Consider the following 21,535-nt stretch of genomic DNA (forward strand, 5'->3'; position numbering starts at 1 on the left):
TGCCAGCGGGACCCTGCCGGGGCGAGCGGGTCGGCGGGAGGGCATTGTCAGTGGTGGCAGGCAGGATGACGGGTATGACAACACCAGTCGCAGTGATCGTGGATGCCGTCGCCTACGCGCAGGCGGTCGAGGACGCGTTGAAGGCGTCGGCCGCCTATTACGAGGGCGGCACGTCGGTGCTGGACGACGACGCGTACGACCGGCTCGTGCGTGGCATCGCCGCGTGGGAGGCCGGACATCCCGATCAGGTGCTGCCCGACTCGCCGACCGGGAAGGTCGCGGGCGGCGCCGTCGAGGGAGATGTCCCGCACACGGTGGCGATGCTGAGCCTGGACAATGTGTTCTCGCCCGAGGAGTTCACCGCCTGGACGGTGTCGCTGGCCCGGCGGATCGGTCACGAGGTGGAGCACTTCAGCGTCGAGCCGAAGCTCGACGGCCTGGCCATCGCCGCGCGTTACAGCCAGGGCAGGCTCACGCAGCTGGTCACGCGCGGGGACGGGACGGCCGGTGAGGACGTCTCGCACGCGATCGGAACGATCGAGGGCCTCCCCGGCGAGCTCACCGAGCCTCTCACGCTGGAGGCGCGCGGCGAAGTCCTCATGACGACGGCCCAGTTCGAGCACGCCAACGAGGTGCGCACCGCGCACGGCGGGCAGCCGTTCGCGAACCCGCGCAACGCCGCGGCGGGCACCCTGCGCGCCAAGGAGCGCGCCTACACCGTTCCGATGACCTTCTTCGGCTACGGCCTGCTGCCGGTGTCCGGCACCGAGGCCGATGAGGCCGCCCGGCTGGGCGAGCTCGCGCACAGCGAACTCATGGCACGGGCCGCCGAGTTGGGCGTGAACACCACCGCCGGCACCGCCGTCCCCGGCATCACGGCGGCGACCGCCGAGCAGGTCCTCGCCCGCGTCCAGGAGATCGGGGCACTGCGCGCCGAGCTGCCGTTCGGGATCGACGGGATCGTCGTCAAGGCCGACCTGGCCGCCGACCAGCGGTCCGCCGGGTCCGGCTCACGCGCGCCGCGCTGGGCGATCGCCTACAAACTCCCGGCCGTCGAGAAGATCACCCGGCTGCTGGCGGTGGAGTGGAACGTCGGCCGTACGGGCATCATCGCCCCGCGCGCCGTGCTGGAGCCGGTCGAGATCGACGGTTCGACCATCACGTACGCCACCCTCCACAACCCGGCGGACATCACCCGTCGCGATCTGCGGCTGGGCGACCATGTGATGGTCCACCGTGCCGGAGACGTCATCCCGCGCATCGAGGCGCCCGTGGCCCATCTGCGCACGGGCGAGGAACAGTCCATCGTCTTCCCCGAGACGTGCCCGAACTGCGGATCCGCCATCGACACGAGCGAGCAGCGCTGGCGCTGCGAGCAGGGCCGCAACTGCCATCTGGTCGCCGCGCTCTCGTACGCCGCCGGCCGCGACCAGCTCGACATCGAGGGCCTCGGCCACACGCGGGTCGTCCAGCTCGTCGAGGCCGGTCTGGCCGCCGATCTCGCGGATCTGTTCAGCCTGACCCGGGACCAGCTCCTCGGTCTGGAGCGCATGGGCGAGACCAGCACCGACAACCTCCTCGCGGCGATCGAGGCGGCCAAGGGCCAGCCTCTGTCGCGGGTGCTGTGCGCGCTCGGTGTGCGCGGCACCGGCCGTTCCATGTCCCGGCGCATCGCCCGGTACTTCGCCACCATGGAGTTGGTGCGCGCGGCGGATGCGGAAACGATGCAGCGGGTCGAGGGCATCGGCACCGAGAAGGCCCCGTCGATCGTCGCCGAGCTGGCCGAACTCGCCCCGCTCATCGACAAGCTCGTCGCCGCAGGGGTCAACATGACCGAGCCCGGCGCCACCCCGCCCGCCCCGGCCGGCGAGGACGACCCGAACACGGAGGGCGGCGAAGCCGCGGGCGGGCCGCTGGCCGGGATGACGGTGGTGGTCACCGGTGCGATGACCGGAGCGCTGGAGCAGCTCAGCCGCAACCAGATGAACGAGCTCATCGAGCGCGCCGGTGGGCGTTCCTCCTCCAGCGTGTCGAAGAAGACCACCCTGGTCGTCGCCGGCGAGGGCGCGGGATCCAAGCGCGCCAAGGCCGAGACCCTCGGGATCAGACTCGCGGCACCGGAGGAGTTCGCCACCCTGGTCGCCGACTACCTCACCTGATCGCTCCGGCCGTGCGGTGGGCCGATCCGCCGGGCCAGTACCTGGCCCGGCCAGGTCCCGGACAGGAAGGGGTCGGTGGGGGTGAATCCCTGGCGCTCGTAGAACGCGACCAGTTCGCCCCCGCCGCCCGCCCAGCAGTCGACCCGCAGCAATTCGACGCCGGCCCGCCGGGTCTCCTCGGCGGCGTGGGCCAGCAGCGCCGCCCCGATGCCCCGGCCGGCGTAGCGCCGGTCGGACACCAGGAGCCGGACGTACCGCTCGGGTTCCCCCGCGGGCTCGATCGGCATCTGCGGGCTGGGCCCGGAGTCCAGCACCATGGCTCCGACGGGTGTTCCGTCCGACTCCGCGATGTAGGGGGCGCACTCGGTCATGTACCGATGGACCCGCTCCGCGCCGCCCGACGTCCGCGAGTACGGGGTAGTGCCCCACTGCTCGGTGTTGCCGCGGCCGTTCATCCAGACCACCGCCGCGTCGAGCATGTCCAGCATGGCCTGCGCGTCGGCCGGGCCGCCCGGCCTGATCCGTATCTCCCGCGTGATGTCCTGTGCTGTGCCCTGTGTGGTGTCGTTCACGGCGGAAGCTTAGAGGTCGGCTCCGGAGTCCTTCGAGGGTTGACTCCGGAGCCGGTCGTGCTCGGAGTGCTGATGCCGCGCACGCTCTCCGCTCTCGATGTGACGTGGCCCACATCGACCCCATGTCACGAACGGAAGGGAAGCTTGCGTCTGGTGGTGGTCCGCACAGCGGGAACGACCGACACGAAAGAGACAGCAGAGCGATGAACGCGACAGCAGCGCAACAGCACGAGGTCCTGGTCCTGGGCGCCGGCTACGCCGGGCTCTCCGCCGCGATCCAGCTCGCGGCCCGCACCAGGAAACGCAGAAACCTGCGAGTGACGCTGGTCAACCGTTCCTAGAGACTGAGCGGGAGTGGGTCCTGTTGCCAGGATCCGTGCTCAGTCGAACGCCCCGGACGGTGTTGGGCGTTCTGGTTGCCCGCGTTCGCTCCGCGTCCGGGCGGCACGGATCGTGTCCGTGGTCCGGGAATGCGGGGGCGGGTTTCCTCACGCCCCGGGGAGCCCGGTCCGGCCTGGACGGTCCGATGCCCGTACCCATCGCTCTGGTGGGTACGGGGCGGTGCCGTCCGACGCCTGACCGGATGCCCCAGGGCGCGCCTTCCGATGGCCACGGCGGCAGCGTCGTGGCGGGTGGTGTTCCTGGTGGTGCTGGTGAGGGGTTTCTGCCAGTGCTGGGCGCCCCAGCGGGAGGTGTAGGCGGGGTCGACCGCGACCAGCGGGATGCCGAGCTCGGTGGCCATCGACACCAGGCGGGCGCGCAGCCGGGCGACGGGCATGCCGGAGATCAGCTGGCGGAACTTCTTGCGTCGGCCGTGTTTCTCCCGCGTCGTTTCCGCGGTGAAGTCGAGGTCCTCGACGGCGATCGCCAGGCGGTGGCGTGTGGCCCAGTGGAGCAGGCGGGTCAGGGCGTGGCGTACCTGGGCGTCGCGGTGGTCGGCGGTGCCGGACAGGGTGTAGTCGAAGCGGCGCGGGGTGCCGACCGGGTTGCCATACTGGTCCAGCCGCCAGGCCGCGAGGTGGTCGGCGTTGGTGTCGACGCCGATCAGGCCGCCTGCCCGGACGGCGGTCAGGGGCACGGTCTGGGCGGGTGGGATGGTCCAGGAGGCGGTCAGGTACCAGCGCCGACCACCGGCGTCCTCGTGGATGCGATAGGCCACCGCCCGGTTCGCCCCGACGCGGTCGCGCCATGTCTCGCCCCGGTGCGCGAACGACACCCGCGCGGTGAGGACGTAGCGGCCGTGCGCCGTGTTGGCCAGGTGGGCGAGCGGGGCCGGGAGTTTGATGCTGACCTCGCCGTCGGGGCCGATGCGGATGGTCTCGTTGCCGTACCGCTTCCCGGACTCGCCGTCCGCCTGCAGGAACCGGCGCGACGCCTCCCACCGGGCACGCCACCGCTCCTCGGTGAGCTGCGCCTGTTCCAGGTGGTGGCGAGTGTTCAGCAGCTGTTTTCCGCCCCGCACCACCCGCACCCGGCCGGCCGCCCAGTCGGCCCTGGCAGCAGCCAGCCGATCCTCCAACACGTGCAGGCGACGCGTCTTGGCATGCCACTCCCGCCGACTCCGGTAACCACCCGCCGCCCGCTTGCTGCCCTTCTCGCCGAGAGGCAACGACAGCCGGTGCCGGATCGTCCGCACCGCGGCTTCGAGCTGCCGGATGTGTGCGGCCTGGCCGCGCCGGGCCAGCGCCCACTGATCATGCGTGGCCTTCGTCAGCGATCCCGCCCACCGCGACGAGGACAGCCCGGTCAGCTCCCGCTTGCGGGACGCCCATGCCTTGTTGTCGTGCTCCAGACCGGCCGCGCACCGCACCTTCAGATCCCCCGACGCCAACGTGCCCAGATGGTCACCGACGAGCCGCAGCACCGTCTCGTCCTGGGCGGTCAGACCCCTGAGCCGGTCCCGGACCGCGACACCCGACGGGCCGGGCACCACGAACGACGCCCCCACCACCCGCAACCCACCCGCACCGCCCAACCCGCTCACCCCCGACCCGAACACCCCGCGAACATCCCCTCACCCCACCCAACGACCACCACCCGCAAAGGTCACCCCTTCGAGACAAGAACTCCCGTTCCCGCCCGCACCCCAAAACAGACAAACGTCACCGACACTCACCCATGCACGCCCAAACACCCTCACACGCAGCCAAAGGGCAGCAGTTGCCGACCCCTACGACACCTTCAGCGAGCGGCTCCGACTGCACATGACCGCCGCCGAGCGCCACCGGTTGAAGAAGCGCCCGGAAGAACGCTTGACCGGACGGGAGTTGGAGCAGTGCGGCCTGGGGCCACAAGACCGAGTACCGGGCCAGGCTGCGGGCGCAGATCGCGCTCCGGGCGGCTCGGGATAGGTGCAACGCGCGGATCGCCGTTGAGGTGGGAGTGCACGTGGACACCGCGCGTACGTGGCGGGGCCGGTTCGCCGACCTGGGCCCGCCGGGCCTGGCCGACCGCAAGCGCCCCGGGCAGCCGCCGCTTCCACCGCGCTGCAAGCTGCGCAGGTCAAGGCGCCGGCCTGCAGGCTTCCGGCCGAGGCCGACGCGCCGCCGTCCCGCTGGTCGTGCCCGGAGCCGGCCCGCGAGGCCGCGTCGAGCGTGGCATCGCGCCCTTCCTGCCAGCATTGCGGAGCGCGCCGCCACAGAACCGGGCGCCGCCTGACGGATCACGGACGAGTCCGTCGCCCGCCGGACGGGATCCTGACCCGGAGCTTAGGCGCACGAAGGGCACAGCCCCCGGTAGGTGACCTCGACAGCCGCCACCGTGAACCCGAATCGTTCCGTCGCCGGAAGGTCGGCCAGCGGGTTGCCGGTCGGGTGGACGTCACGGACGGTGCCACAGCTGGAGCACACCAGGTGCTGGTGCGGGTGGTGGGCGTTGGGGTCGTAGCGCTTGGCTCGGCCGTCGGTGGAGACCTCGATGACCTCGCCGAGGGAGACCAGCTCCCCCAGCGCGTTGTAGACGGTCGCCCGGGAGATCTCGGGCAGCCGTGCCGCCGCGCGGGCGTGCACCTCGTCGGCCGTGAGGTGCACATGCTCGCCGTCGAGGACCTCCGCAACGACACGCCGCTGGGAGGTCATCCGCCAGCCACGCTCTCGCAGTCGCTCCAGCAGGTCACTCATATCGGTTCACCTTTTCAGGATCAGTGGGAATCCGCAGTTTATCGGTGCGCATCCAGGGGTCCGATCGGATACGGGTTTGGCGTCCTTCTTGACTTGGACTCTGTCCATTGTAGGATCGGTTTTGGCACTGGCAAGGGACAGGAAGACTTCAGTACGGGCAGGAGAGACAGAGATGTCGGGACCACCGCCGTGGAGCCACGCGGCGCCGGCCTGCGCGTGACGGCCGCCCGTGACACGCTTCTCGGGACCCTCCCGGAGCCCTGGGGCACCTCGGCGACGACGCGCTCGCTGCCGTGGTGTGCCGCCCCGGCGCCGCACCTCCCCTCACGCCGCGCACGGCCCTCCGTCCGCTCACCGTGGCGGGACTCGTACCCCGCATCGGACCGGTCCAGCCGATCCGCTGCGAGCGGTGTACCGCGTCCCCGCCTCCGGCCGTGCGGGCGAATGCGCACGCTGCCTGTTCCCGTCCGAAGACCACGGCCTCCCCGTCGGCTCCGTCGATGGTTCCGGGGCCGGCCACCGGGGCCCCCGCCCCGGCTGTTCCCCCACTCGCAGTCTCTGAGTACCGAGATCCGCCCCGTCCGGAAGGATTCCCATGTCTGAGAACCACGATGCGATCGTCACCGACGCGAAAACGGAGGCCGGTGGCGGCTGCCCCGTCGCGCACGGGCGCGCCCCGCACCCGACCCAGGGCGGCGGAAACCGCCAGTGGTGGCCGGAGCGGCTCAACCTGAAGATCCTCGCCAAGAACCCCGCCGTGGCCAACCCGCTCGGCGAGGACTTCGACTACACCGCGGCCTTCGAGTCCCTCGACCTCGCGGCCGTGAAGCAGGACATCGCCGAGGTGCTCACGACCTCGCAGGACTGGTGGCCCGCCGACTTCGGCAACTACGGCCCCTTCATGATCCGCATGGCGTGGCACAGCGCGGGCACCTACCGCATCAGCGACGGCCGCGGCGGCGCCGGTGCCGGTCAGCAGCGCTTCGCCCCCCTCAACAGCTGGCCGGACAACGGCAACCTGGACAAGGCCCGCCGACTGCTGTGGCCCGTCAAGAAGAAGTACGGCCAGAGCCTCTCCTGGGCCGACCTCATGATCCTCACCGGCAATGTGGCCCTGGAGCAGATGGGCTTCGACACCTTCGGCTTCGCCGGTGGCCGTGAGGACGTGTGGGAGTCCGAGGAGGACGTCTACTGGGGCCCGGAGACCACCTGGCTCGACGACGAGCGCTACACGGGCGACCGTGAGCTGGAGAACCCGCTCGGCGCCGTCCAGATGGGCCTCATCTACGTCAACCCCGAGGGCCCGAACGGCAACCCGGACCCGATCGCCGCGGCCCGCGACATCCGTGAGACGTTCCGCCGCATGGCGATGAACGACGAGGAGACGGTCGCCCTGATCGCGGGCGGTCACACCTTCGGCAAGACCCACGGCGCCGGCCCGGCGGAGAGCGTCGGCGACGACCCCGAGGCCGCCCCGATCGAGGCGCTGGGCCTGGGCTGGAAGAGCACGTACGGCACCGGCAAGGGCGCCGACGCCATCACCTCCGGCCTGGAGGTCACCTGGACCACCGCACCCACCCAGTGGGACAACGGCTTCTTCGACATCCTCTTCGGCTACGAGTGGGAGCTGACCCAGAGCCCCGCGGGCGCCAACCAGTGGAAGCCGAAGGACGGCGCCGGCGATGGCACCGTCCCGGCCGCGCACGACCCCTCGAAGAAGATCGCCCCCTCGATGCTCACGACGGACCTGTCGCTGCGCCTCGACCCGATCTACGGGCCGATCTCCCGCCGCTTCCACGAGAACCCCGCCGAGTTCGCGGACGCCTTCGCGCGGGCCTGGTACAAGCTGACCCACCGTGACATGGGCCCGAAGTCCCTCTACCTCGGCCCGGAGGTCCCCGAGGAGACCCTGCTGTGGCAGGACCCGCTGCCGGAGGCGGAGGGCGAGGTCATCGGCGCCGGGGACATCACCGCCCTCAAGGCGAAGATCCTCGACTCGGACCTGACGGTCTCGCAGCTGGTCTCCACCGCGTGGGCGTCGGCCTCGACGTTCCGCGGCAGCGACAAGCGCGGCGGCGCCAACGGCGCGCGCATCCGTCTGGAGCCGCAGCGCGGCTGGGAGGCCAACGACCCCGACCAGCTGGCGGCGGTGCTGCGCACGCTGGAGGGCGTCCAGCGTGACTTCAACGCCGGTGGCAAGAACGTCTCGCTGGCCGACCTGATCGTCCTCGGCGGCGTGGCCGCCGTCGAGAAGGCCGCCAAGGACGCCGGTCACGACGTCCAGGTGCCCTTCACCCCGGGCCGCGTCGACGCGACGGACGAGCACACCGACGCGGAGTCCTTCGCCGCGCTGGAGCCGCGCGCGGACGGCTTCCGCAACTACCTCGGCAAGGGCAACCGGCTGCCGGCCGAGTACCTGCTGCTCGACCGGGCGAACCTGCTGACCCTGAGCGCGCCGGAGCTCACCGTCCTCGTCGGCGGTCTGCGCGCCCTGGGCGCGACCCACCAGGGTTCCTCGCACGGTGTCCTCACCGGGACCCCCGGGACGCTGACGAACGACTTCTTCGTCAACCTGCTCGACCTGGGCACGACGTGGACGGCGACGTCCGAGGACGCGACCACCTTCGAGGGCCGCGACGACGCCACCGGCGAGATCAAGTGGACCGGCACGCGTGCCGACCTCGTCTTCGGCTCGAACTCCGAGCTGCGCGCGCTCGCGGAGGTCTACGCGAGCGACGACGCCCGGGCGAAGTTCGTCACCGACTTCGTGGCCGCCTGGGACAAGGTCATGAACCTCGACCGGTTCGACCTCGTCTGACATCCGGTGTCCGGGCCGGCCCCGACCGGGGCCGGCCCGGACGCCTTCGGCCGGAACCGGCCCTCGGGATCCGTGGGCCACGGCCCGGCGGACCTGCAGGATCGGCGATCCGGTGGCATGGCGTTCTAGGCTGGCCACCATGAGCGCACACTTTGACGTGGTGGTCCTGGGCGCCGGCCCGGGAGGATATGTCGCGGCGATCCGAGCAGCCCAGCTCGGACTCAGCACGGCGATCGTCGAGGAGAAGTACTGGGGCGGCGTGTGCCTGAACGTGGGGTGCATCCCGTCGAAGGCACTGCTGCGCAACGCGGAGCTCGCCCACATCTTCACCCAGGAGGCCAAGACCTTCGGCATCCAGGTGAACGGTGAGGTGAGCTTCGACTACGGCGCCGCCTTCACCCGCAGTCGCAAGGTGGCGGACGGACGGGTCAAGGGCGTCCACTACCTGATGAAGAAGAACAAGATCACCAAGTACACCGGTCGCGGCACCTTCGACGACGATCGCACCCTCCGGGTCGCCCTGTCCGACGGCGGCACGGAATCGGTCACCTTCGGCCACTGCATCATCGCCGCGGGCGCCACCACCAAGCTGCTCCCCGGAACCTCGCTGAGCGAGCGCGTGGTGACGTACGAGGAGCAGATCCTGTCGGACACCCTCCCGGACAGCATCATCATCGCGGGCGCCGGTGCCATCGGCGTCGAGTTCGCCTATGTGCTCCACAACTACGGCGTCGAGGTCACCCTCGTCGAATTCCTCGACCGGATCGTCCCGTTGGAGGACGAGGAGGTCTCCGCTGAGCTGGCCCGCCGCTACAAGCGGCTCGGCGTCAATGTGCTGACGTCGACCCGCGTCGAGGCGATCGACGACTCCGGGGACACGGTCAAGGTCATGGTGACCACGGGCGGCCAGCGGCAGACGCTGGAGGCCGGCAAGGTACTGCAGGCCATCGGGTTCCAGCCGCGCGTACAGGGCTACGGCCTGGAGAACACCGGGGTGAAGCTCACCGACCGCGGGGCGATCGACATCGACGGCCGCTGCCGTACGAGCGTGCCGCACATCTACGCCATCGGCGATGTGACGGCGAAGCTCATGCTGGCCCACGCGGCCGAGTCGATGGGCATCGTGGCGGCCGAGACGATCGCCGACGCGGAGACGATGGAACTCGACTACGTCATGATCCCGCGGGCGACCTACTGCCAGCCGCAGATCGCCAGCTTCGGCTGGACCGAGGCGCAGGCCCGGGAGAAGGGCTTCGACGTCCAGGTGGCGAAGTTCCCGTTCACCGCCAACGGCAAGGCGCACGGCCTCGGTGAGACCGCGGGCTTCGTCAAGATCCTCAGCGACGCCCGCCACGGCGAACTGCTCGGCGCCCATCTGATCGGCCCCGAAGTCACCGAGCTGCTGCCGGAGTTGACGCTCGCCCAGCAGTGGGACCTGACGGTCCACGAGGTCGCGCGCAATGTGCACGGGCACCCGACCCTCGGAGAGGCGGTCAAGGAGGCCGTTCACGGGCTGGCCGGTCACATGATCAACATGTGACGCGCCACAATCACCTCCATGAACGACAGATCGAACGACACCGAGAGCCGGCTCGTCAGGATCGAGCGGCTCCTGGAGTCCGGCGAGCGCGAAGTGGCACCCGCCTGGCGGAGGGTGACGCACGGTGAGCCGCGCTGGGCGGTGACCGCCGCGATCCTGGTGGCGGTCACCCTCCAGCTGAAACTGCCGGAGCGGCTGACCTTGTTGCCCTCCTGGGCACTGCCGGTCCTGGAACTGGTCCTGCTGACGGGTCTCATCGTCGCGAACCCCCGGCGGGTCGAGCCCCGGAACAAGCGGCTGCGGTGGCTGGGCCTGGCTCTGATCTGCCTGATCAGTCTGGCCAACGGCTGGGCGGCGGCCCGGCTGGTGGAGAACCTGATTCACGGAGCCAAGGAATTGGACGCCACGACATTGCTGCTGACCGGCGGCAACATCTGGCTGACGAACGTCATCGTGTTCGCCCTGTGGTACTGGGAGTGGGACCGCGGTGGACCGGCCGACCGGATGATGGGCCATCACCAGTACGCCGACTTCCTCTTCGTACAGATGCAGAGCCCCGAAACCGCGCCGCCGGACTGGGAACCGGCGTTCCTGGACTACCTCTACCTCTCCTTCACCAACTCCACCGCGTTCAGCCCGACCGACGTGATGCCACTGACCCGCTGGGCCAAGATGCTGATGATGCTCCAGTCCACGGTCTCCCTGGTGACCGTGGTGCTGGTGGTGGCCCGTGCCGTCAATCTCTTCCCGTAGTGACCATCACACACCCGCGGCCGGAACCGGCCGTCCCGCCCGAGGCGCGCGAGCCCGCACCGCCGTCCACGAAGCGGACACCCGGGCAGCAAGATGCCCACTACATCTAACGTGCAGGGCGTGCCGACCGATCGAGGGGAGCCCGGACATGGCCGAGGCGCGGACCGGGGAAGACGTGAGTGACCGGGAGGCGGTGGTCGCACTCCACGGTGTGAACGTCCACCGTCACACGAGCGGCCAGGTGATCCTCTCGGAGATCGACTGGACGGTCCGGGCCGGTGAGCACTGGGCCCTGCTCGGGGCCAACGGCGCGGGCAAGACGATCCTGCTGCGGCTGCTGGGCGCGCTGATGCACCCCACGACCGGAAGCGTCGAGGTGCTCGGTTCCCGGCTCGGCCGGGTCGACGTGCGCGAACTGCGCGCCTGCATCGGCCATGTGAGCACGGCCCAGCGCGTACCGCAGGACATCGACGCCCACACCGTCGTCCTGACGGGCCATACCGGCACCGTGCAACCGCTGTGGCGGAAGTACGACGGCGAGGTGCGCCGGCGCGGCCACGAACTGCTCGCCGAACTGGACATCAAGGAGCTGGCCGACCGGCCGTACGGAGTCTGCTCGGGCGGGCAGCGGGCCCGCGTCCTGATCGCCAGGGCACTGATGGCCGAGCCGGCCCTGCTGCTGCTCGACGAGCCGTTCAACGCCCTGGACCTGCCCTCCCGCGAGGACCTCGTCGAGGCCATGCAGCGGCTGGCCGAGAGCCGCCCGGAACTGGCCACCGTGACGGTCACCCACCACCTGGAGGAGCTGTCCCCGGCCATCAGCCACACCCTGCTCCTGCGCGAGGGCCGCGTCCTCGCGCGCGGTCCGGTCGCCGACACCCTGACCGATTCCTGGATGACCAGCTGTTTCGGGCGCCGTATCACCGTGGTCCGGCACGAGGGCCGATGGGCTGCCTACTCCGGCCGTCGGCAGGGTAGTTGACAGCGGTACGAAGCAAGTCGTCGCGCGGGGAAGGGAAGTGGCGGGCGGCTGCCGCTCGGTGAGTGCGGACAGGTGCGGGCCCAGGCGAAGACCCTCAGCGTGAACACATTCGCCAGGCGGGGCGCACCAGTTGATGGAGTGTGCCCTGTACGCGCCCCCGTCCACACGGCGAAAATGAGCCTGTCGACGGTCATTTGACCCAGACACCGAGTACCCCGCCGCCAAGTCACCAGGAAAGCAGGTCGGCTGCCGTGCTGCTGCGTCTCCCCACGTCCGTGTCCGAAGCACAGGAGTGCATGACCGAAGGGGCGGTGCCGATAGGCGGCGCCACGCTGGTGTGGGCCACCTGGCAACGGGACGGCTTCCCCGACCGCGCCATGTCGCTGCGCGACCTCCCGGAGGCCAACACGATCGAACGCGAGGCCCTGGGAGCGGCCGTGGTACTGAACCGTATCGACGAGCGCGTACCGGAGGTGCTGCGCCGGGCGGCCGCCACCGTGGGGACCGGAGCGGTACGCCGGACGGCCACGGTGGGCGGCAACATCGTCGGCAGCACGCTGCGTTGCCTGCTGCCCGCGGCACTCGTCCTGGACGCCCGAGCGGTGATCCTGGAGCCCGAAGGCGTCTCCGAGACCGACCTGGCCGAGGTGCTGGCCAAACGCCATCTGCTGCTCAGTCTGCGCTGGCGCGCACCGATCGCCAGCAGCTACCACAAGGCCGCGGGCGAGGCAGGTGGGCCGTCGCCCCTCGTCGTCGCCGCCGCCCTGCACTCCGCCGAGGGCGGACAGACCCGCCTCCGCGTCGCCGTCCGCGACGATGACGAGGTGTTCAGCGAGAGCACCGTGTGCCACGGCGGCATCGAAGAGGATCTGCGCACACTGCGCAACGGCTCCTTCGGCCGTCTTCCGGCCGCAGCATGGGAGCTCGTCGGCCGACAGGTGACAGATCTCCTGGCGCGACCGGCCGATGTCTAGCCAGAGGCACTCGTTCCGGACCACGCCGTGGACGTGAGGTCCGGAACGCACTCCCGCGAGCTCTTCGAGCAGGGGGACGGGAAATTCAACAGGGGCCGATCAGTTGTACCGATCCGGTGGCGGGGGCGCCGACGCGCTCGCCCCCGGCGGGCCGCCGTACCGGGCTCTCCGGTTCGCTGACCGGCACTTCCGCGTGGCTCGGTACTGAGGGGCGGCGTACGAACGCGCACCCTCGGCACCGGCCACCGGAGCGCACCCCTAATTCATCAACGTGGAAATCGTGGGATGGACTCCCGACTCTGGGACCAGGCACCGGGATCCCCCCGGACCGCTCGGACGAAGGACAGGCTTCATGCCCTCCACGCGCGCCCCTGCCGCCGGTTCCGCACCGGCCGCACGTCACAACCTGATCCTGGTGGTCACCTGCGTCGCCCTCGGCGCGGTGGTCGCGGCCATGGCGTCGCTCAATGTGGCGCTGCCCGATCTCGCCCGCGAGACGCACGCGACCCAGACACAGCTGTCCTGGATCATCGACTCGTACAGCCTCGTCTTCGCGTCGCTGCTGCTGCCGGCCGGCGCCCTGGGTGACCGTTTCGGCCGCAGGCGGGCGCTGCTCGCGGGACTGGCGATCTTCGGCGCCGGTTCGGCCGCCGCCGCGCTGACGACCGAACCCTCGACACTCATCGCCCTGCGGGGCGTCCTCGGCGTCGGTGCGGCGCTGGTCATGCCCGCCACCCTGTCGACGATCACCAGCACGTTCCCGCGCGCTCAGCGGGCGCGGGCGGTCAGCGTCTGGGCCGCGGTCGCCGGGGCCAGTGCCCTGGTGGGCCTGTTCGCCACGGGAGCCCTGCTGGAGGGCTGGTCGTGGCGCTCGGTGTTCCTGCTGAACGTCGCCCTGGCCCTGGTCGCCCTGGTCGGGACGCTGCTGTTCGTGCCCGAGTCCGCGGAACCGCAGCAGCCGCGGCTCGACATCGGGGGCGCTCTCCTCGCCGTGGTGGGCCTGGTCGCGCTGGTCTACTCGGTCATCGAGGCGCCGACCCGCGGATGGGCCGACCCGGTCACGCTCGCGGGAATCGTGCTGGGCCTGGCCGTGCTGACGGGATTCGTCCTCTTCGAACTGCGCCGCGAGAACCCGCTCCTTGACCCCCGGCTGTTCCGCAACCGGCACTTCGCGGCGGGCTCGCTGTCGATCATGCTTCAGTTCTTCGTGTTCTTCGGGTTCATCTTCGTGATGATGCAGTACCTGCAACTGGTGCGGGGCGACAGCGCCCTGATGGCGGCCACCTCCATGCTGCCCATGGCCGCGACCATGGTGCCGGTCTCCCGTGCCGCCCCTCTGCTGGTCGGCCGGTTCGGTTTCCGGGGCCCCTGGGTGGCCGGCCTGGCCGGTGTAGCGGCGGGCATGGGGGTCCTCTCACGGCTCGACGCGTCCAGCCCGTACTGGCTCATCGCCACCGGTCTCGTGCCGCTGGGCGCGGGGATGGGCCTGGCCATGACACCGGCGACGACATCCATCACGGACGCCCTGCCGCGCTCGCTGCAGAACGTCGGTTCCGCCATGAACGACCTGGCGCGGGAGCTCGGCGGCGCCCTGGGGATCGCCGTCCTCGGCAGCCTGCTCAGTGCCGCCTACCGCGATCATCTGAGCCTGCCCGGTCTGCCGCACGAGGTGGCGGACGCGGCGCGCTCCTCGCTGGCCGCCGCCCACGCCGTCGGAGGCCCGGTCTCCGGCCGGGCCACGACGGCCTTCATCGACGGTATGCACCTCGCGCTCCTGGGCGCCGCCGGGGCCGCCGTACTCGCCGCCGTCGCCGTCGCGCTGCTGCTGCGTTCCGCTCCGCGGCCGGAGGTACCCGCCGACGACCTCGAGGTACCGCGGGCCGTCGGCGCGAAGGAGCAGCCTTCGTACCTCTGAGCCTCCGGGCCGGTGCCTCGCACGGTGCGAGGCACCGGCCTTCGGCGCGTCGCGGGCCGCGGGCCACGCCGTGTACGACGGAACCCGGGCGGCAGATAAGGGAGTTCGGTGTCGGTCGCCCTGCCGGTCAGGAGTTCGGCGTCGGTCGCCCTGCTGGTCAGGAGTGCGGCGGCGGTCGTCCCAACGGTAAGAAGTACGACGCAGGTCGCCCAGCGGTCGGGGGCGCGGCGCGGGCCGTCCCACCGGTCGGCGGCGCGGTGCAGATCGCCCCACCGGTCAGGGGCGCGGCACAGGTCGCCCCATTAGTCGGGGGCGCGGCACAGTCGCCTAGTCGGGGGGCGCGGCACAGTCGCCCAGCAGTCAGGAGCACGCGCAGGTCACCCCCAGCGGTCAGCGGCGCGACACAGGCCGTCCTGCCGGTCGGCGGCACGACACAGGTCGCCCCGCCGGACAGCGGCGCGCCGCAGGTCGTCCCGCCGGTCAGCGGCTCGGCGCAGGTCGCCCCGCCGGACAGCGGCGCGCCGCAGGTCGTCCCGCCGGTCAGCGGCTCGGCGCAGGTCGTCCCGCCGGTCGAGCGTTCGGCGCCGGGCGTCCGGGGCCGCGCAGTGCCTGCCGCAGCTGCGGGCTCACGAAGCGGACCACTTCATCGGCCGTCATGGAAACGATCGGCTCCAGGCGCAGCAGATAGCGGGTGGCGATCAGCCCGGCGACCACGGTGGTGAACGAGGCGGCGCGCTGCCGGGCCTCCCGGCCCTGCACGAGGCCCGCGATCCGGTCCACGATCTCGCGCTCGACCGCCTCTTTGACCAGCCCGCCGAGCGAGTCGTCGTCGATCGCGCTCTTCAGCATCGCGAGCAGGGGCGGGCCCGTCACGGGATCGTCCCAGACGGCGAGGACCTGCCGGATGACGCGTTCGGGGAACGTGCTGAGGTCCCCTTCCGCCACGACTCGCGCGAGGACTTCGGCCGGGTTCGCGCCCAGCGCCAGAGCGGCGCCGAACAGCCCCTTCTTGGACCCGAAGTAGTAGCTGATCAGAGCGAGATCGACCTCGGCCTCACCTGCGATGGACCGCAGGGTCACCGCGTGATAGCCGTCTTCGAGAAAACGGCGCCGTGCGACGTCCAGGATCGCGACCCGGGTGTCCGGACCTCCCGGCCGGCGTCCGCGCCGCGGTCCGGATTTATTCATCACGGACGAATTCTAGAGCGGCGGCGCGTACGGGAGCCCCCGCGAGACGGGGTGGACCAGTGCGTTCCGGTCCGTTCCGGTCCGATCCGACGCCGGGCACTTCTCACGAAATGGTGTCGTTAATCCGTATGAGTGGTACATCACACGCCAAAGCCGTAGCGTCGAGACAGAGCCGACACGCTGACGGCCACATGACAGAGCGTCCCGCACGGAGCTGATATGCGCAGAAACTCAATCCGGACCGCGATCACCGTCTGCGCGGCCGCGTCGCTGACAGCAGTGATGGGGACCGCGTCCGCCGCCCCCGCGGCCTCGCACGCCGCGAAGCAGCGGCAGACGACCCCGGTGCTCGTGGACTGCTTCTGGCACCCGGATGTGCGCCCCGCCGACTTCATCCTGGCCTGCGGCGACGGCAACAGCCGCCTCGTCTCACTGCACTGGTCGCACTGGAACCAGAACTCCGCGATCGCCGAGGGCGTCAACATGGTGAACGACTGCAAGCCGTACTGCGCGGCGGGCAAGTTCCACTCGTACCCGGTCGTCGTCCTCCTGGACCACCCGCAGCAGTGGAAGAAGAAGCCGCAGCTGCAGCACTACTCGCAGATGACGCTGGTGTACACCCACGACCGGCCGGTCGGGTACGCGCACACGGTCACCTATCCGCTGTGGAACTGAGGCCCGCCCACGGCGGACCGGGCACAGTGCGCTGACGGAGCCGGCCCGAGGCCGCTCCGGGGTCACCGCGAACCGACGCTCGCGCCGGACTCGTCGACGGTGGACGTCACGGTGGAGCCCACGGCCGTAGAAACAGGTACAAAATGGGGCATGTGGGTAACCGGCGCATGTCAATGGACCGTCTCGTGGAGCAACCGTCGGGCCGCGGTCTGGTGGCGATCCCGCTCGCGTTGATCGTCGTGATCACCTTGGTGGACATCCGCTCCCCCACCGACGTCCACCTGGGCCCGCTGCTGGTCATCGCGCCGACCCTCACCGCCTCGCTCGCGGGCCCCATGCTGACGGCCCTGGTCGGCGCACTGGCCGTGGCCGCCCAGGTGGTCATCGCCGTCCTGCACGGCGGCATCGGCACCACCAATCACATCGCGCAGCTCATCGCCCTGGTGGTGCTCTCCGCGCTGGTGGTGTTCGTCTGCCATGTACGGGAGCGGCGCGCCCGGGAGCTGGTGCGGGCACGCTCGGTCGCCGAGACCGCGCAGCGGGTTCTGCTGCGGCCCCCGCCACGCCGGATCGGCCCGCTGCGTGTGGCCTGGCTGTATCTGGCCGCCGAGGACGACACCCAGATCGGTGGCGACCTGTTCGCGGTCACCCGCGCCGCCGACTCGTCCACCCGCGTCATCATCGGCGACGTCCGGGGCAAGGGACTGGCCGCCATCGGTGAGGCATCGGTGGTGCTCGGCGCCTTCCGGGAGGGGGCCCACCGGTACGCCACCCTGCCGGAACTGACCGCGGCCCTGGAGGTGAGCGTGTGCCGGGACCTGGACGAGGTGGCCGACACCGAGCACGACCCGGGCGAGCACTTCATCACCGCGCTCGTCCTCGACATCCCCGACGACGGCACGCAGGTCGAGATGATCAACTGCGGCCACCCGCCGCCCCTGCTCCTGCGCGATCGGTTGGTCACCGTCCTGCACGCGCGGCACCCCGTGCCCCCGCTGGGCATGTGCGAGCTGCCCGCGGCCAGCCACCGCACCGATCCGTTCGCCTTCGAGGCCGGCGACTTCCTGCTGCTGTACACCGACGGCGTGATCGAGGCCCGCTCCCCGGAAGGAACCTTCTACCCCCTGGCCGAGCGGGTCGCCACCTTTCCCGCCTCCAGCCCCGACACCCTGCTGCGCCTGATCCACGACGACCTCGTACGTCATATCGGCGACCAACCCGGTGACGACGCCGCCTTCCTGGTCATCGAGCGCACCGCCTCCCACCACCTCCACCTCCCCCACCGTCCGCTGGACGGCCACCACAGGCTCCGCGCCGACGGATCGCCGCCCCCCGCGCAACGCTGAAGCGGCACAGCCTCGAAGTGGCACAGCCTCGAAGTGGCACAGCCGCAAAGTGGCACAGCCGCAAAGTGGCACAGCCGCGAAGTGGCACAACCGCGAAGCAGCGCGACACCGAGGCGGCAGCGCCGAAGCGACTTCGCACCCGGCGAAGGGGAGAGGGGCCCGTTCAGGCCTCCGTGACCGTCAGGCCTATGTGGCAGTCAGGCAGCGGCCCGCTCGCGGCCGTGCCGTGCGGCGTACTCGTCCGGGTAGCGCTCGGTGAACCGGACGGCGAGGACCAGAAGGGCCACCGGGATGACCCAGTTCAGCCAGTCCGAGGAGCCCTCGGTGTGGACGGCGACGAGACCGAGTACGGCGATCACCACGAAGACGCCGCCCCAGACCGCCGTGAGGACGCGGTTGATGTGCCGGAACGCGGGCGAGTCCCAGTACTCGCGCGGCGTCGACTCACGAGCGTACTGAGCCGTGAACGGATCGAACGCGAGGGAGACGAGGGCCACCACGGCGATCACACCGTTCGCCACCACCTGCGCGTAGGTCTCCAGCCAGATGAGGTCGTGCCGGTCCACGGCGAGCGCGAGCACGCTGAGGACGGCGAAGAAGACGATGCCCGTGACCTCGAGGATCTTCGGCCGGCCGCGGCGGATGTCACCGAGGTTCAGGACGACCGATGCCAGCAGGGCGGCCAGCGCCGCGTACTTCCAGGTACTGGGGCTCGCCACGACATCGAAGATGATCCACGGCGCGAACGCGAAGAAGATGTTGCCCGTTCGTCCGCCCGGTTCGGTACCTGCCACTGCGCGTCTCCCGTGGGGGCGGTACGGGGTGGGGCTCGATGCCCCTCCACTCTCGACCATCGTGGCTTCGACCTGCTCCGTTCGCATCCGATGAGCCGTCGCGCCCGCAGGCGCACGGGATTCCCGCGCCGGTGCTCGAGTAGCGAGGCCTGTCGCCCCGGGGCCACGATGGAAGTGATCGACTCGACGCAGGGGGCGTACGCAGGGAGGCTCCCGTGGCGCGCACCTTCGGAACCGACGTGGTCGTCGCGGGCGCGGGCCCGGTGGGTCTCACAGCCGCCGCGGAGCTGCGCAGGCGAGGGGTGCGCTGCCGTATCGTCGACCGGCTTCCGGCACGGCTGCCCTACGCCAAGGCGGTGGGCATCCAGCCGCGCACGCTGGAGATCTGGGACCACATGGGGCTCGCCCGCACGGCCCTGGAGGCGGCGGTGCCGATGTACGGGCAGCTGGCGTACGTCAACGGCGTCGAACAGGCCCGGATCGACCTCGTCCTGCCGCCCGAAGTGCCGTACGGCTTCGCCGCGTTGCCGCAGTACGAGACCGAGCGCGTCCTCGACGGATTCCTCACGCGGTTCGGGACCGGGATCGAACGGGGCACGGAACTGGTCACGTTCACCCAGGACGACGACGGCGTGACCGTCGCGCTGCGGTCGGCGGCCGGGGCCGAGGAGGAGCTCAGGGCACGCTACCTGGTGGGCTGCGACGGCGCACACAGCACGGTGCGCAAGCAGTTGGGTCTCACCTTCGAGGGCAGCGCGTTCCCGGAGGAGTACATGCTCGGTGACGTGGAGGTGGACTGGGACCTGCCGTCGGGGTACGGGGTACGCGCCATGCACCGGGACGCCGACGGCGAGGTGGACGACCTGCTGGTGTGCATCCCGCTCCCCGGCCGGGGACGGTACCGGATGTCGATGATGGTCCCGCCCGAACTCTCCGCGGCGGGACGGCGGGACGGGCCGGCCGGGCCGGCCGACGGTATCGTCCACGGTCTGGAGAACGGACACGCCCCCGCGCTCTCCGACATCCAGGCGGTGCTGGACCGGCTCTCCCCGCAGCCCACGACCGCCTCGTCCCTGCGCTGGTCCTCCGTGTTCCGCATCAGCCACCGGATCGTCGACCGCTACGGCGAGGGCCGTGTCTTCGTCGCCGGGGACGCGGCGCACATCCACCCCCCGACCGGCGCCCAGGGCATGAACACCGGTATCCAGGACGCCTGGAACCTGGCCTGGAAGCTCGCCCTCGCCGTCGGAGGCGGCACGCACCGCGACCTGGCGGCGAGTTACGACGCCGAGCGGCGGCCCGTCGGTGAGGAGGTCGTCGAGCGCACGGTCCGGCACGCCACTCAGGGTGTTCAGGCCGACCGGACCGACCCGGGGACCATGATGCTGCGCGAGGCCCAACTCCTCGTCGGCTACCGCGGCAGCCCGCTCGTGGACCCGGCGTCCGGGAAACCGGGCCTCCAGCCGGGCGACCGGGCACCGGACTGCGGCGGACTCTCGGCGCACATCGCCGCCTTTCCCCTGCGCCTGTACGACCTCCTGCGCGACCGAGGGCACGTCCTGCTGCTGTACGGGGACGGCGAGCGGGGCACGCGACTCGCCGACGCGGCGGGGGAGATCTCCGGGGGACGCGTGGACACGTGCGTGATCCGGCCCGCCGGCACCTCGACCGAGACCTCCGGCCCACCGGTGTACGTCGACACACTCGGCGAATTCGCCCGTCTCTACGAGGTCTCCGACGGAGTGACGGCCTTCCTGGTCCGCCCGGACGGGTACATCGGTGCCCGCCTCTCCCCACCGACGGCGGCGCGGCTGACGGCCCACCTCGCCCGCACGTTCGCCCCGAACGCCGGGACGTAGCGGCCCCCGCCCGGCGGCCGCGACAGGGCCGCCCCACCTCGACAGGATCAGTCCATCAGCTGGGCCGCGAGGGTCGCGCCGAGTTCCCAGCACGCCTCGATGTCGGCCTTGCCCGGCTCGCCGGTCACCTTCACCGCCTCGGCCGCACGGCGCCAGCCGAGGCCCGTCGTGATCGACTCGATGCCGCGCACCGCCCCGGTGACGTCGTTCCCGCCGTGCACGTAGTAGCCGAAGGGGCGCGCGGCCGTCGAGTCCAGGCACGGGTAGTAGACCTGGTCGAAGAAATGCTTCAGCGCGCCCGCCATGTAGCCGAGGTTCGCCGGGGTGCCGAGCACATAGCCGTCGGCGGCGAGCACATCCGAAGCGGTCGCCTCCAGCGCGGCCCGCCTCACCACCCGGACGCCCTCGATCTCGGGCGCCGTCGCGCCGGAGACCACGGCTTCGAACAGGGCCTGGCAGTTGGGCGAGGGCGTGTGATGCACGATCAGCAGAGTAGGCACACCCCGCACCCTGCCGCGCCGCCCGCCACCACCGCAAGCACCACCCCGCCGAGCCGACGGACCAGCCGAGGAAGGCTCCCTCGAACCCTCCGCCGCACGCGCAAGGCGTGCGGGGGCCGGTCGGCCGGCGGGGTCGGCGCAAGACACCCTGAAGAGCTGATAAGCTCATTTTCGAGCCCGCACCGATCACTCGGTGACGAGCCCGGCGTTGGTGGTCCAAGGAAAGACGCCCCGCTTCCTGCGGGGAAATGCAGGTGCAAGGCCTGCCCGGCGCTCCACAAGCACCGCCTCCGGTCATACCGGAGGCGGTGCTTTTTTGTGGCCCGAAAGCCGGGCGTTCA

At 71.0% G+C, this 21,535-nt stretch carries 18 protein-coding genes; 12 read left to right on the forward strand and 6 right to left on the reverse strand.

Annotated elements, in window-relative coordinates; translation table 11 throughout:
- Positions 1-74 precede the first annotated feature (74 nt).
- A complete protein-coding gene (gene ligA, locus N4G66_RS21820) occupies positions 75-2,159 on the forward strand; it encodes an NAD-dependent DNA ligase LigA (protein ID WP_261705834.1) in 2,085 nt (694 codons plus the stop codon).
- Here the strand turns inward: ligA and N4G66_RS21825 are convergent.
- Positions 2,147-2,647 (reverse strand): GNAT family N-acetyltransferase, encoded by a 501-nt coding sequence (locus N4G66_RS21825; protein ID WP_261705892.1) that lies wholly within the window; start codon positions 2,645-2,647, stop codon positions 2,147-2,149. The genes ligA and N4G66_RS21825 overlap by 13 nt on opposite strands.
- A gap of 287 nt (positions 2,648-2,934) precedes the next feature.
- Here N4G66_RS21825 and N4G66_RS21830 point away from each other — a divergent pair, with 287 nt between their 5' ends.
- Positions 2,935-3,072, forward strand: coding sequence for an FAD-binding protein (locus tag N4G66_RS21830; protein ID WP_315903674.1), 138 nt, complete (start codon positions 2,935-2,937; stop codon positions 3,070-3,072).
- Here the strand turns inward: N4G66_RS21830 and N4G66_RS21835 are convergent.
- Entirely contained in the window at positions 3,069-4,715 is a 1,647-nt protein-coding gene (locus tag N4G66_RS21835) for a transposase (protein WP_261705835.1), read from the reverse strand. The genes N4G66_RS21830 and N4G66_RS21835 overlap by 4 nt on opposite strands.
- Positions 4,716-5,044: 329 nt before the next feature.
- On the opposite strand from N4G66_RS21835, the gene N4G66_RS21840 reads away from it, so the two are divergent.
- The gene (locus N4G66_RS21840) at positions 5,045-5,389 is read left to right on the forward strand and encodes a helix-turn-helix domain-containing protein (protein ID WP_449343316.1); all 345 of its coding nucleotides are present in this window, start codon (positions 5,045-5,047) and stop codon (positions 5,387-5,389) included.
- 50 nt (positions 5,390-5,439) lie between these two features.
- On the opposite strand, the gene N4G66_RS21845 is transcribed toward N4G66_RS21840, so the two are convergent.
- Positions 5,440-5,850 carry a Fur family transcriptional regulator gene (locus N4G66_RS21845; RefSeq protein ID WP_261705836.1) on the reverse strand — a complete coding sequence of 137 codons (411 nt, stop codon included), beginning with the start codon at positions 5,848-5,850 and terminating at the stop codon, positions 5,440-5,442.
- A gap of 595 nt (positions 5,851-6,445) precedes the next feature.
- On the opposite strand from N4G66_RS21845, the gene katG reads away from it, so the two are divergent.
- The 6 genes from katG to N4G66_RS21875 all read left to right on the forward strand — a co-directional run bounded on the left by katG (position 6,446) and on the right by N4G66_RS21875 (position 14,832).
- Positions 6,446-8,668, forward strand: coding sequence for a catalase/peroxidase HPI (gene katG / locus N4G66_RS21850; RefSeq protein ID WP_261705837.1), 2,223 nt, complete (start codon positions 6,446-6,448; stop codon positions 8,666-8,668).
- Between the two features lie 139 nt (positions 8,669-8,807).
- Positions 8,808-10,208, forward strand: a complete 1,401-nt coding sequence (gene lpdA / locus N4G66_RS21855) for a dihydrolipoyl dehydrogenase (RefSeq protein ID WP_261705838.1) — start codon at positions 8,808-8,810, stop codon at positions 10,206-10,208.
- Positions 10,209-10,226: 18 nt separating this feature from the next.
- The gene (locus N4G66_RS21860) at positions 10,227-10,961 is read left to right on the forward strand and encodes a DUF1345 domain-containing protein (RefSeq protein WP_261705839.1); all 735 of its coding nucleotides are present in this window, start codon (positions 10,227-10,229) and stop codon (positions 10,959-10,961) included.
- Positions 10,962-11,109: 148 nt separating this feature from the next.
- Positions 11,110-11,943: an ABC transporter ATP-binding protein gene (locus N4G66_RS21865; RefSeq protein ID WP_261705840.1), complete on the forward strand. Its 834-nt coding sequence runs from the start codon at positions 11,110-11,112 to the stop codon at positions 11,941-11,943.
- Positions 11,944-12,194: 251 nt separating this feature from the next.
- On the forward strand, positions 12,195-12,917 hold the full coding sequence (locus N4G66_RS21870; protein ID WP_261705841.1) for an FAD binding domain-containing protein: 723 nt from the start codon (positions 12,195-12,197) through the stop codon (positions 12,915-12,917).
- Between the two features lie 352 nt (positions 12,918-13,269).
- Entirely contained in the window at positions 13,270-14,832 is a 1,563-nt protein-coding gene (locus N4G66_RS21875; protein ID WP_261705842.1) for an MFS transporter, read from the forward strand.
- Positions 14,833-15,372: 540 nt separating this feature from the next.
- Here N4G66_RS21875 and N4G66_RS21880 read toward each other — a convergent pair.
- The gene (locus tag N4G66_RS21880; protein WP_261705894.1) at positions 15,373-16,020 is read right to left on the reverse strand and encodes a TetR/AcrR family transcriptional regulator; all 648 of its coding nucleotides are present in this window, start codon (positions 16,018-16,020) and stop codon (positions 15,373-15,375) included.
- A gap of 219 nt (positions 16,021-16,239) precedes the next feature.
- On the opposite strand from N4G66_RS21880, the gene N4G66_RS21885 reads away from it, so the two are divergent.
- Together N4G66_RS21885 and N4G66_RS21890 are read left to right on the forward strand one after the other, a co-directional pair.
- Entirely contained in the window at positions 16,240-16,695 is a 456-nt protein-coding gene (locus N4G66_RS21885) for a hypothetical protein (protein WP_261705843.1), read from the forward strand.
- 185 nt (positions 16,696-16,880) lie between these two features.
- Positions 16,881-18,041: a PP2C family protein-serine/threonine phosphatase gene (locus N4G66_RS21890; protein WP_261705844.1), complete on the forward strand. Its 1,161-nt coding sequence runs from the start codon at positions 16,881-16,883 to the stop codon at positions 18,039-18,041.
- 197 nt (positions 18,042-18,238) lie between these two features.
- Here N4G66_RS21890 and N4G66_RS21895 read toward each other — a convergent pair whose 3' ends face one another.
- Positions 18,239-18,835, reverse strand: coding sequence for a hypothetical protein (locus N4G66_RS21895; protein WP_261705845.1), 597 nt, complete (start codon positions 18,833-18,835; stop codon positions 18,239-18,241).
- A 215-nt stretch (positions 18,836-19,050) separates the two neighbouring features.
- Between N4G66_RS21895 and N4G66_RS21900 the strand changes: the two genes are divergently transcribed.
- The gene (locus N4G66_RS21900) at positions 19,051-20,694 is read left to right on the forward strand and encodes an FAD-dependent monooxygenase (protein ID WP_261705846.1); all 1,644 of its coding nucleotides are present in this window, start codon (positions 19,051-19,053) and stop codon (positions 20,692-20,694) included.
- 47 nt (positions 20,695-20,741) lie between these two features.
- Here the strand turns inward: N4G66_RS21900 and N4G66_RS21905 are convergent, their stop codons facing one another.
- Entirely contained in the window at positions 20,742-21,194 is a 453-nt protein-coding gene (locus tag N4G66_RS21905; protein WP_261705847.1) for a flavodoxin family protein, read from the reverse strand.
- Between the last annotated feature and the right edge of the window lie 341 nt (positions 21,195-21,535).

The organism is Streptomyces rhizosphaerihabitans, assembly GCF_025399795.1.
Taxonomy (GTDB): domain Bacteria; phylum Actinomycetota; class Actinomycetes; order Streptomycetales; family Streptomycetaceae; genus Streptomyces; species Streptomyces rhizosphaerihabitans.